Source organism: Saccharomonospora piscinae (genome assembly GCF_005862235.1).
In the GTDB taxonomy this organism is placed as follows: Bacteria; Actinomycetota; Actinomycetes; order Mycobacteriales; family Pseudonocardiaceae; genus Saccharomonospora; species Saccharomonospora piscinae.
Window position 1 is genome coordinate 613,578 of record NZ_VCEK01000004.1, and the last position, 13,505, is coordinate 627,082.

Here is a 13,505-nt window from a genome sequence, read left to right on the forward strand (position 1 = left end):
GGGAAGGTGGATGCCTGATGGCGAACGAGGAGAAGCTCCGCGAGTACCTCAAGCGCGTCACCGTCGACCTGCACGACACCAGCGAACGGCTGCGCGAACTCCAGGAACGGGACCGCGAGCCGATCGCCGTCGTCGCGATGAGCTGCCGGTATCCGGGCGGGGTGCGCTCCCCGGAGGACCTCTGGGACCTGGTGGCGTCCGAACGGGACGCCATCTCCTCGTTTCCCGACGACCGGGGCTGGCCGCTCGACGAGATCATCGACCCGACCGGGACCAGGCACGGAACCTCCTACACCGCGGAAGGCGGGTTCCTGACCGGGCCCGGCGACTTCGACGCCGAACTCTTCCGCATCTCACCGCGTGAGGCGCTGGCCATGGACCCGCAGCAGCGGTTGCTGCTGGAGACCACCTGGGAGGCGTTCGAACGCGGGGGGATCGACCCGCTCGGCGTGCGAGGCGAGCCGATCGGCGTCTTCACCGGCGTGATGTACCACAACTACGCCGCCATGCTGCGCGAGGTGCCCGACGGTGTCGCCGGGCACCTCGGCACCGGGTCGGCCAGCAGTGTCGTGTCTGGGCGCGTGTCCTACGTGTTCGGCATCGAGGGACCGTCGGTGACGCTGGACACCGCGTGTTCGTCGTCGCTGGTCGCGCTGCACCTCGCGGCGCGGGCACTGCGGGCGGGAGAGTGCTCGATGGCGCTCGCCGGTGGTGTCACGGTGATGCCCGCGCCCGGTGCGTTCATCGAGTACAGCGCGCAGGGCGCCCTCGCGCGCGACGGCCGTTGCAAGCCGTTCGCCGCCGCGGCGGACGGGATGGGCTGGTCGGAGGGCGCCGGGGTCCTGCTGCTCGAACGGCTCTCCGACGCGGTGCGCAACGGGCACCAGGTGTTGGCGACGCTGCGTGGTTCGGCGGTGAACTCCGACGGCGCGTCCAACGGCCTGACCGCACCCAACGGCCCCTCGCAGCAGCGCGTCATCCGGCAGGCACTGGCCTCCGCGGGCCTTTCCCCGTCCGATGTGGATGTCGTCGAGGGACACGGCACCGGCACCGTGCTCGGTGATCCGATCGAGGCGGATGCTCTGCTCGCCACCTACGGCCAGGGCAGGCGAGCGGAGCGGCCGCTGTGGCTGGGGTCGGTCAAGTCGAACATCGGTCACGCGCAGGCCGCCGCGGGCGTGGCCGGTGTGATCAAGATGGTGATGGCGCTGCGGAACCGCGTGCTGCCGAGGACGCTGCACGTCGACGCCCCGTCACCGAAGGTCGACTGGGACGCCAGCGCGGTGTCGCTGCTGACCGCGCGCCGGGACTGGGAGGCGGCCGACGCGCCACGACGAGCCGCGGTGTCGTCGTTCGGGATGAGCGGCACCAACGCGCACGTGGTACTCGAAGAGGCGATCCCGCAGGACGCGCAGGGTGAGCCCGGTGCGGTCGACGGTGTCGCGCCGCCCGCCGTTCCGTGGGTCCTGTCGGGGATGTCGGAGGACGCCCTGCGTGACCAGGCGCGGCGACTGCTGTCCTCCTTGGACGACGGGCACACCGCACGCGCCGTCGACGTGGGGTACTCGCTGGCGACGACACGGGCGAAGCTCGAACACCGCGCCGTCGTGGTCGCCGAGGACGTGGCCCGCCTGCGGGCCGGGCTCGACGCGGTCGCGGCGGGAGCACCGGCGCAGGAGGTGGTCCGCGGCCTCGCGGCAGGGCGGCCGAGTGTCGTGTTCGTGTTCCCGGGCCAGGGAACCCACTGGGCCGGGATGGCCGTCGGCCTGCTGGACTCGTCGCCGGTGTTCGCCGCCCGGTTCGCCGAGTGCGCCGCCGCGCTCGAACCGTACGTGGACTTCTCGCCGGAGGACGTGGTGCGCGCCGTGCCCGGCGCGCCCGGATTCGACCGGGTGGACGTCGTGCAGCCCGTGCTGTGGGCCGTGATGGTGTCGCTGGCGGCGGTGTGGCGTTCCTACGGTGTCGAGCCATCGGCGGTCGTGGGGCACTCGCAGGGCGAGATCGCCGCGGCGTGCGTCGCGGGCGCACTCAGTCTTTCCGACGGTGCGCGAGTGGTGGCGCTGCGGAGCAGGGCGCTGGTCCCGCTGTCGGGACAGGGCGGCATGCTCGCCGTCGTGCAGAGCGCCGACTGGGTGGCGCAGCGGCTGGAACCGTTCGGCGGCAGGCTGTCCATCGCGGCGGTCAACGGCCCGAACTCGGTGGTGGTGTCCGGAGACCTCGACGCTCTGAACGAGCTGGAGGTCGCGCTGTCGAAGGCGAGGGTGATGCGCTGGGCGGTGCCCGGAGCGGACTTCGCCGCGCACTCCCACCAGATCGAGGCGCTGGAGGGCGAGCTGGCCGAGTCGCTGGCCGGTCTCGCTCCGCGTTCCTCGGAGGTGACGTTCTGCTCCACGCTGACCGGCGGCCTCGTCGACACCGAATGCCTCGATGGCGACTACTGGTACCGCAACCTGCGCGGCACGGTCGGATTCGAGGCGGCGACTCGCACGTTGCTCGCCGAGGGACACCGGGTGTTCATCGAGGTCAGCCCGCATCCCGTGCTCGGCCTCGGCCTGCAGGAGACCTTCGGCGACACCGGTGCGGTCACGCTGGGCACCCTGCGCCGCGACGAGGACGAGCCGCGCCGGTTGCTGATGTCGCTGGCGGAGGCGCACGCGGGTGGCGTCGACGTCGACTGGACCGCGGTGTTCGCCGGAACCGGGGCCCGCCGGGTGGAACTGCCGACCTATGCGTTCCAGCACCGCACGTACTGGCTCACGTCGGAGACGGGCGCGCTCGGCTCCCGGGGCACCGACGGCGCGGCCTCCACCATGGACTCCTGGCGGTACCGCGTCTCGTGGCGCCAGTTGCCCGAGATCGTCTCGGAGGAGGACGCGGGGGAGCTGCACCTGGTGGTCGTCACCACCGGTAGTGGCGCGCGCGGGTTCGCCGAGGACTGCGTCAGCGCGCTGGCGGCCGGTGAGGTGCGGGTGCTGGAGATCGAACCCGGCGACGACCGGGAGTCGATCACCTGTGCCGTGCGCGAGGCCGTCGGTGACGACGGGGCTCGTTTCGGAGCGGTGCTGTCGTTGCTGGCGCTCGACGAGCGGCCGAGGCCGGGACACGACGTGGTGCCGGGCGGGTTCGCCGACAGCCTGCTGCTCGCGCAGGCCCTCTCCGACGCCTCGGTGACCGCGCCGCTGTGGATCGCGACCAGCGGCGCCATGTCCACCGGCGTGCACGACGAGGTGACCCATCCCGGCCAGGCGCTGCTGTGGGGATTCGGTGCGGTGCTCGCCGCCGAGGCACCCCAGCGCTGGGGCGGGCTCGTCGACCTGCCCGACCGCCTCGACCAGCACACGAGGCGGCTGCTGCACAGCGTGCTGACCGGCACGCACTCCGAGAACCAGCTGGCCGTCCGGCCGTCCGGCCTGTACGCGCGCAGGCTGGTGCACGCCCCGCTGGGCGGAGCGGAGCGGCAGCGCACGTGGACGGCGGCGGGCACCGTCCTGATCACCGGCGGCACCGGTGCGCTGGGCTCGCACGTCGCGCGCTGGTTCGCGCGCAACGGCGCGCCACATCTGCTGCTGGTCAGCCGCCGGGGCGCTGACGCACCCCACGCCTCGGACCTCGTGGCCGAGCTGACCGAGCGCGGCTGCCGGGTCACCGTCGTCGCCTGCGACGCGAGCGATCGCGGCGCGCTGGCCGAGGTGATCGCGGGCATCCCGGAGGAGTATCCGCTCACGACCGTCGTCCACACCGCGGCGCTGCTCGACGACGGCCTCATCGACACGTTGTCGGTGGACCAGCTGGAGCGTGCGCTGCTGCCGAAGGTCGTGGCGGTGCAGAACCTCCACGAGCTCACCTGCCATCTCGACCTCACCGCGTTCCTGCTCTTCTCGTCGATCGGCGGGCTGTTCGGGCAGGCCGGGCAGGGAAACTACGCGCCGGGCAACGCGTTCCTCGACGCGTTCGCGCGGTACCGCAGGGCACAGGGGCTTCCGGCGACGGCCATCGCGTGGGGGCACTGGGCCGGCGGCGGGATCGGTGCCGGTGCCGTGGAGGAGGCGTTCGCCCGCGTCGGGTTGCGCCCGATGGAGCCCGCGCTGGCCGTCTCCGCGCTGCGGCAGGCCGTCGAGCACGACGAGACCTCACTCGTCGTCGCGGACTGGCAGTGGGAGCGGATGGCAGGCCACGGCGTCGCCCCTGATCCGCTCGTGCGCGATCTGCCGGAGTTCGCCAACGCGACGCAGCGTGCCGACGCGGTCGTCGCGACCCGCGTCCACGCGGCCACCGGTACGCAGCGGCGTCGTGAGGTGCTCGACGCGGTGCTCGCTGAGGTCGCCGTCCTGCTCGGGCACGATTCCGCCACGGACGTGCCGGAGATCAGGTCCTTCCAGGACCTCGGGTTCACGTCGTTGACCTCGCTCGAACTGCGAAACCGCCTGGCCGTGGCCACGGGGCTCAACCTGCCGGCCACGCTGGTCTTCGATTACCCGACCCCCGCGGCGCTCGCCGACCACCTGCTGGCGGAACTCTCCGGGACACTCTCCGGGACGCTGCCTGCCGGCACGGACCCCACGGTCGCCGCGGTGACGGGCGATCCGGTGGTGATCGTCGGGATGAGCTGTCGCTTCCCCGGCGCCGTTACCGGGCCGGACGACCTCTGGCGGATCGTGGCCGACGGCGTCGACACCGTCAGTGGGTTCCCCACCGACCGGGGCTGGGACCTCGCGACGCTCTACCACCCCGAACCGGGCCATCCGGGGAAATCCTATGTGGACAGCGGGGCGTTCCTGCACGACGCGGCGGAGTTCGACCCGCTGCCCTTCGGGATCAGCCCGCGCGAGGCCCTGGCGATGGACCCGCAGCAACGACTGGTGCTCGAAGGGTCGTGGGAGGCACTCGAACGCGCCGGGATCGCGCCCGAGTCGCTGCGCGGCAGCCACACCGCCGTCTTCGTGGGCACGAACGGCCAGGACTACGGCTACCTGCTGGGCAACGCGGGCGACGAGGTCGCGGGCTACGTCGCCACCGGAAGCTCGGCGAGCGTGCTGTCCGGCCGGGTCGCCTACACCTTCGGCTTCGAGGGACCGGCCGTCACGGTCGACACCGCGTGTTCGTCGTCGCTGGTCGCGATGCATCTCGCCGCGCGGGCACTGCGGTCGGACGAGTGCTCCCTCGCCCTGGCAGGCGGTGTGACGGTCACCGCGACGCCGGGGGTTTTCGTCGAGTTCAGCCGCCAGCGCGGGCTCGCGCCGGACGGCCGCTGCAAGGCGTTCGCGGACGCCGCCGACGGCACCGGCTGGGGCGAGGGCGTCGGCATGCTCGTCCTGGAGCGGCTGTCCGACGCGCGCCGCAACGGCCACCCGGTACTCGCCGTGCTCCGGGGCTCCGCCGTCAACTCCGACGGAGCCTCCAACGGGCTCACCGCGCCGAACGGAACCGCACAGCAGCGGGTGATCAGGCAGGCGCTGGCGAGTGCCGACCTCGCCCCGTCGGAGGTCGACGTGGTCGAGGCCCACGGCACCGGCACGACACTCGGCGACCCGATCGAGGCGCAGGCACTGCTCGCCACCTACGGCCATGACCGCCAGCGCCCGCTGCTGGTCGGCTCCGTGAAGTCGAACCTCGGCCACACCCAGGCCGCGTCGGGAGTCGCCGGCGTGATCAAGATGGTGCAGGCCATGCGGCACGGTGTCGTGCCGAAGACGCTGCACGTCGACCGGCCGTCGGCGCACGTGGACTGGTCGGCGGGCGAGCTGTCCCTGTCGACCGACACGGTGCCGTGGCCCGAGGGCGGGCGTCGCAGGCGCGCGGCGGTCTCGTCCTTCGGGATCAGCGGCACCAACGCCCATCTCGTGCTCGAACAACCGGAGGAGTCCGGTGCGCCCGCCCGGCGCGACGGCACCCCGCCCGCCGTGGTCCCGTGGGCCCTGTCCGCCAAGTCCGGTGAGGCGCTGCGGGCGCAGGCAGCCGCGCTGCTGGCCCATGTCGGCGACTCGGCCGAGCTGGACCCGGTGGACGTCGCGTGGTCGCTGGTCACCACCCGTTCGCCGCTCGAACACCGGGGTGTCGTGCTCGGCAGCTCCCGCGACGAGCTGTGCGCGGGGCTCGCGGCGATGGCCGGAGCCGACGCGGCGCCCGAGGTGCTCGTCGGGTCCGTCACGGCGGGCCGGTTCGCGGTGCTGTTCCCCGGCCAGGGCAGCCAGACCTCCGGCATGGGGCGGGAACTGCACGGCACGTACCCGGCGTTCGCCGAGGCCTTCGACGAGGTGTGCGCGGCGTTCGAGCCGCATCTCGCGCAGCGGCTCGACGACGTGGTGTTCTCCGGTGGCGCGCTGCTCGACGAGACCGCCTACACCCAGGCCGGCCTCTTCGCCGTGGAGGTGGCGCTGTACCGGCTCGTGGAGTCGTGGGGGCTGACACCCGACTTCCTGCTCGGCCACTCGATCGGTGAGCTGACCGCCGCGCACGTCGCGGGCGTGCTCTCGCTCGACGACGCGGTCACGCTGGTCGCCGCGCGCGGAACGCTGATGGGAGCACTGCCGACCGGCGGCGCGATGGTGTCGGTGCGCGCGGCCGAGGAGGCCGTGCTGCCGCTGCTCACGGACCGGGTCTCACTGGCGGCCGTCAACGGTGCGGAGTCCGTCGTGCTGTCGGGCGACGAGGACGCCGTGCTCGACATCGCCGCGACGTTCGGCACCACGAGGCGGCTCCGGGTGAGCCACGCGTTCCACTCCCCGCGCATGGAGCCCATGCTCGACGAGTTCCGCGCTGTCGCCGAAAGCCTCTCCTACCACGAGCCGGCGCTGCCGATCGTGTCGAACCTGACCGGCGCCCTCGTGCCGGGCGAGCAGCTCCGCGACCCCGGTCACTGGGTGCGGCACGTGCGGGAGACGGTCCGCTTCCACGACGGCATCCAGGCCCTCGCCGCGGCGGACGTGCGGACCTTCCTCGAACTCGGCCCCGGTGGCGTGCTCAGCGCGATGGGCAGGGACGGTCTCGGCAGCGAGGCGAGTTTCGTGCCCGTGCTGCGCAAGGACCGCGCGGAGCCGGAGACGCTGAGCGCGGCACTGGCCACCCTGCACACGCGGGGCGTCGAACCCGACTGGTCCGCGGTCTTCGCGGGCACCGGCGCGCGGCGCGTGGCCCTGCCCACCTACGCGTTCCAACGCAGGCGGTTCTGGCCCGAGACCGCACTCACCTCGACGTCCAGCACGGACGGCCTGCGCTACCGGATCGTGTGGCGCGACGCGGAGTTGCCGCCCGAGCCGTCGCTGCCGGAGACCTGGCTCGTGGTGCTGCCCGGCGGCGGTGAGACTCACCCGTCGGCCCGGTGGCTGATCGAGGGAATCGCGGCGCGCGGTGGCAGCGCGATCCCGTTGACCGTGGCCGGGACCGGCCGCGCGGAGCTCGCGGACCTGCTCGCCGCCACCGTGGCCGAACACCCCGAACCGGCCGGAGTGCTCGCCCTGCCCGGTGCCACCCAGGAACCCGATCCCGGCGAGACATTGAGCCTCGTCCAGGCGCTTTCGGACGCCGAGGTGCCCGCGCCGCTGTGGGTGCTGACCGAGGGCGCGGTCTCGACCGGTGCCGACGATCCGGTCCGCCACGCCGCGCAGGCACAGCTGTGGGGCCTCGGCAGGGTCGTCGGCCTCGAACTGCCGCACGGCTGGGGCGGTCTTCTCGACCTGCCGCCCGCACCCGACGAGGACGCACTCGACCGGGTGTGCGCGGTCCTGTCCCAGCAGGTGGAGGACCAGGTCGCCGTCCGCGCCGACGGCGTGTTCGGGCGGCGGCTCGTGCGCGCGGACACGAGCCGCGACGCCGGGGCATGGACACCTCGTGGCACCGTGCTGATCACCGGTGGAACCGGCGCGCTCGGCGGGCACGTCGCCCGGTGGGCGGCGCGGGGCGGGGCGGCCCACGTGGTGCTGGTGAGCCGCCGAGGTGACACCGCACCGGAAGCCGGGGACCTGCGCGCCGAACTGCTCGACCTGGGCGTCGAGGTGACCATCGCCGCGTGCGACGTGACCGATCGCGCGGCGCTCGCCGACCTCGTGAGCGCGCTCGGCGACGTTCACGCGGTCGTCCACGCGGCCGGTGTCGCGCACCTGACCCCGGTGCCGGAGCTGTCGCGGGCGGAGCTCTCCGCCGTGTGCGCCGCCAAGGTCGCGGGGGCCGAGGCTCTGGACGCCGTCTTCGAACGGACCCCGCTGGACGCGTTCGTGCTGTTCTCGTCGATCTCGGGAGTGTGGGGCAGCCACGGGCAGGGCGCCTACGCCGCCGCGAACGCCTACCTTGACGCACTGGCCGCACAGCGGCGGGCGCGCGGCGTCGCGGCCACGTCGATCGCGTGGGGGCCGTGGGACGACGGCATGACCGACCCCGAAGCCAGGGACCTGCTCCGGGCGAGGGGAGTCTCGGTGCTGACCCCGGCGCGTGCCGTCGCGGCGCTGCATCGCTCACTCGCCGAGGACGACACGACGGTCACCATCGCCGACGTCGACTGGAGCCGGTTCGTGCCGGTGTACACGGCACTGCGGCCGAGCGCCCTGTTCGGCGAGCTGGACGGCGCCGCGCCGGAGGCCACGCCGCCGGAGCGGGACGGCACGAGATTCGAAAGGCTGCCGGGCGAGCAACGCGCCACGGCGTTGCTGGAGCTGGTTCGCGGCGAGGCCGCCGCCGTGCTCGGCCACCGCGACGGCGGCGCGATCGGCGCCGACACCGTGTTCCACGAGCTCGGCTTCGACTCGCTGACCGCGGTGGAACTGCGGGACCGGCTGGCCACCGAGACCGGACTGAGCCTGCCCGCCTCGCTCGTCTTCGACTACCCGGCACCCGACGCTCTCGCGCGCCATCTCGACACGGCGCTGTCCGGTGTCGCGGACGCCGTGTCCGCGCCCGTCGCCGAGGCGGCGACCGGAGACGACCCGATCGCGGTGATCGGCATGGGCTGCCGCCTGCCGGGCGGGGTCGACTCGCCGGAGGCGTTGTGGCGGCTGCTGGAGGCGTCGGGCGACGCCGTGTCCGGGTTCCCGACGGATCGCGGCTGGGACATCGCTCCCGCGGCAGGGTTCGCCAGCGCCGGTGGATTTCTGCACGACGCCGCCGAGTTCGACGCCGCGTTCTTCGGCGTCAGCCCGCGCGAGGCCCTGGCGATGGACCCGCAGCAGCGGCTGTTGCTGGAGACCTCGTGGGAGGCGATCGAGCGCGCGGGGATCGACCCAGGGTCGCTGCGGGGAAGCCGGACCGGAGTGTTCGCCGGCGCCGCGTCGCTCGGGTACGGCGCGGGCGCGGGCAGTGCCGCCGCCGAGGTCGACGGCCACCTGCTGACCGGCAACGCCACCAGCGTGCTGTCCGGCCGGATCGCCTACACCTTCGGCTTCGAGGGCCCCGCCGTGACCATCGACACCGCGTGCTCGTCGTCGCTGGTCGCGCTGCACTGGGCGGCGCAGGCGCTGCGCGGCGGTGAGTGCGGACTCGCGCTCGCGGGAGGGGTCGCCGTGATGGCGACACCGGACACGTTCGCCGAGTTCGGGAAGCAGGGCGGGCTGGCCGCCGACGGCCGGTGCAAGTCGTTCGCGGCGGCCGCCGACGGCACGGGCTGGGCCGAGGGCGTCGGCGTGCTGGTGGTGGAGCGGCTGTCGGAAGCGCTGCGCAACGGGCACGAGGTGCTGGCGGTGATCCGCGGCTCCGCGGTGAACTCCGACGGCGCCTCGAACGGGCTGACGGCGCCGAACGGGCCGTCGCAGCAGCGGGTGATCCGGCAGGCACTGGCGAACGCGGGACTGGCGCCGTCCGAGGTGGACGCCGTCGAAGCGCACGGCACGGGGACGACGCTGGGCGACCCGATCGAGGCGCAGGCGTTGCTGGCGACCTACGGGCAGGACCGGGACCGGCCGCTGTGGCTGGGCTCGCTCAAGTCCAATCTCGGGCACACCCAGGCCGCCGCCGGTGTCGCGGGCATCATCAAAATGATCATGGCGATGCGCCACGGCGTCCTGCCCGCCACGCGCAACGTCGACGAACCGACACCCCGGGTCGACTGGTCGGAGGGCGCCGTGCGGCTGCTGACCGAGCCGGTCCATTGGCCCGAAGGCGATGTTCGCAGGGCGGCCGTGTCCGCGTTCGGGATCAGCGGGACCAACGCGCACACCATCATCGAAGCGGCCCCCGTGCCGCCGAGGCCGGAGCCCGAACCGCTCCCGGCCGCGCCGCTGCTGCTGTCGGGGCGATCGGACGAGGCGTTGCGCGCGCAGGCCGCCCGCCTGCTCGCCTACCGCGAGGAGCACCCGGAGACGGCCGTGTCCGACCTGGCACGGGCGCTGGCCACCGGCCGCGCCCGGTTCGCTCACCGGGCGGCCGTCGACCACGCGGAGCCCGCCGAGGTCACCGCCGCGTTGCGGGCGCTCGCGGAAGGGCAGGACGCCCCGGGACTGACGACCGGCGTGGCCGAGCGGGAGCCGGTGGCCTTCCTGTTCTCGGGGCAGGGCACGCAACGCGCCGGGATGGGCCGCGCACTGTACGAGGCGTATCCGGTGTTCGCGCAGGCGTTCGACGCCGCCTGCCCGATCAAGGACGTCGTGTTCGGCGACGGCGACCGGCTCGACCAGACCGCGAACACGCAGCTCGGCCTGTTCGGCGTCGAGGTCGCCCTGTTCCGCTTGCTCGAATCGTGGGGAGTCGTCCCCGACTTCCTGCTCGGCCACTCGATCGGCGAGGTGGCCGCCGCGCACGTCGCGGGGGTCCTCTCCCTCGACGACGCGGTGCGCCTGGTGACGGCGCGAGGGGAGCTCATGCAGGCGCTGCCCGCCGGTGGCGCGATGGTGTCGCTGCGGGCCACCGAGGACGAGATCGCGCCGCTGTTGGACGAACGGGTCTCGCTGGCGGCGGTGAACGGCCCCGAGTCGGTGGTCGTGTCGGGAGACGAGGACGCCGTCGCCGAGATCGTCGCCGGGTTCGAGGGCCGCAAGTCGAAGCGGCTGCGGGTCAGCCACGCGTTCCACTCCCAGCGCATGGAGCCCATGCTCGACGAGTTCCGCGCCGTGGTGGAGAGCCTGAGCCTCGCACCTCCCACGATTCCCGTGGTGTCGACGGTGACCGGCCTGCCCGCCGGGGAGGACCTGACCGACCCCGGCTACTGGGTACGGCAGGTCCGCGACACCGTGCGCTTCGCGGCCGCGACGCGCTACCTCGACGAGCAGGGCGTGACGACCTTCCTCGAACTGGGACCGGAGACCGCCGACCCCGGCACCGCCGCCAACACGGTCGCGCGAGCACACGTCCGTGGCACCCCGGTGGACTGGCATGCCTTCTTCGCGGGCGCGGGCGCGGGCGCGGGCGCGGGCCGTGCCCGCGCGGTCGAGTTGCCCACCTATCCCTTCCAGCGGCAGCGCTACTGGCTGGCGCCCACCTGCGGCGACAGCGGCGCGGGGGGAGACCGTGACTCGCGCTTCTGGTCCGCGGTCGAGCGCCAGGATCTCGACGCGCTGGGCGGGCTCACCGCGGACCAGCCGCTGCGTGATGCCCTGCCCGCACTGCTCGCGTGGCGGGAGCGCGGCACGGAGCTGTCCACGGTGGACTCCTGGCGCTACCGGGTCGGCTGGCGGCCGGTGACCGGACCGGTCGGCGGGCCGCGCGGCGCGTGGCTCGTGATCGGGCCGGATGGTTCCGGCGCGGCGGCGATCGTCGACGGTCTTCGCGCGGGCGGCGCCGAGGTCGTCGAGGCACACGAGACGGCGGAGCTGGCCTCGATCGGCCGCGACGACCTCGCGGGCGTCGTGGCACTCACCCGCACCGGCGACGACGCGGCGTCCGCGACGGTGGAGCTGCTGCGGTCGCTCGGGGAGGCCGGCATCCACGCTCCCCTGTGGTGCCTCACCCAGGGGGCGGTGTCCGCGACCGCCGACGACGGCCCGCCCGACCCGGACCAGGCACAGGTGTGGGGACTCGGGCGGGTCGCCGCCCTGGAACTGCCCGCACAGTGGGGCGGTCTCGTCGATCTGCCCGGCGAGCTCGACGACCGTGCGGTGGAGCACGTGCTGCGCGTGCTCGCCGACGGCAGCGAGGACCAGGTCGCGGTGCGCCCTTCCGGTGTCCTGGCCCGCCGGATCGTCCGCGCCGCCGCGGGCGACGGACGCCACTGGCGCACCTCGGGCACAGTGCTGATCACCGGGGGGACCGGCGCACTCGGCCGGCGAGTGGCCCGGTGGCTTGCCGGACGAGGCGCCGAACACGTCGTGCTCGTCAGCCGTCGCGGTCAGCGCGCGAACGGCGTGGACTCGCTGCGCGCCGAACTCGCGGAGACGGGCGTGCGGGTCACCGTCGCCACGGCTGACGTCGCCGACCGCGATCGCCTGGCGCGGCTCCGCGCGGAGATCGAGGCCGAGGGCGACCGGATCCGCACCGTGGTGCACGCGGCCGGGATCGGCAGGCAGCTGCCACTCCCGGAGACGAGCGTGGCCGACCTGCACGAGGCCCGCGACGGCAAGGTGCTGGGAGCACACCACCTCGACGCGGTGTTCGCCGACGCCGACCTCGACGCGTTCGTGCTCTTCTCGTCGGTCGCGGGAGCGTGGGGCAGCGGCAGGCAGGGCGCCTACGCGGCGGCCAACGCCGCCCTCGACGCGATCGCCGAGCGGAGGAGGGCCTCGGGGCGCACCGCCACCGCGATCGCCTGGGGCCCGTGGGCCGAGGACGGCATGGCGGGCGGCGCGGACGCTGAGGAGCACCTCGGCAGGCGTGGTGTGCCGCCGATGGCGCCGGAGCGAGCGTTGCTCGCGCTGGAGCAGGCGCTCGCCGACGACGAGACCACCATCGCCGTCGCCCAGCTCGACTGGGCGCGGTTCGTGCCCGCCTTCACCGCGCTGCGGGCCAGCACGCTGTTCGGCGACATCCCCGAGGTGCGCGAGCCGCAGACCGGGCAGGACTCCAAGGACTCCGACGTGCCCGAGCAGTCCGCGACACTGCGGGACGCGCTCGCCGTCGCGAGCCCGGCCGAGGCTGACCGCATCCTGCTCGATCTCGTGCGCCGCGAGGCCGCGGGTGCGCTGGGCCACAAGGGAATGGACGCGGTGAAGGCTCAGGTCGGGTTCACCGACCTCGGTTTCGACTCGCTCACGGCGATCGCGCTCCGCAACCGCGTGACCCGTGCGACCGGGCTCCGGCTTCCTGCCACACTGATCTTCGACTACCCCAACGCCACCGCGCTCGCCGACCATCTGCGCTCCGCCATCACGCCGGATGTCGAGGCCGACCTGGACACCGAACTCGGCAGGCTGGAACGGTCGCTGGCCGCGTGCGATCCCGGCGAGCTCGACGAGCGGATCGCCGCCCGGTTGCGGGCACTGGCAGGCAAGTGGGCGCCGGAGCCGGTGACGCAGGCGGCGGAGGGCGAGTTCGACGATGCCTCCCCCGAGGACATGTTCGAGATCATTCAGCGAGAGTTCGGAAAGTCCTCGTGACGGCGCGGCGGGAGAGCCCATGCATGCCGGTCGGGGAATACGAGAGGTGCGACGGAC

At 73.7% G+C, this 13,505-nt stretch carries 1 protein-coding gene; it reads left to right on the forward strand.

The window, feature by feature from the left end; genetic code table 11:
* The first annotated feature begins 17 nt into the window (after positions 1-17).
* The gene (locus FFT09_RS19145) at positions 18-13,448 is read left to right on the forward strand and encodes a type I polyketide synthase (RefSeq protein ID WP_138383529.1); all 13,431 of its coding nucleotides are present in this window, start codon (positions 18-20) and stop codon (positions 13,446-13,448) included.
* The last annotated feature ends 57 nt before the right edge of the window (positions 13,449-13,505 follow it).

What these genes read in the sequence shown, in the direction of transcription:
- FFT09_RS19145 (WP_138383529.1), top strand. Translation starts at nt 18, where the DNA reads ATGGCGAACGAGGAGAAGCTCCGCGAGTACCTCAAGCGCGTCACCGTC.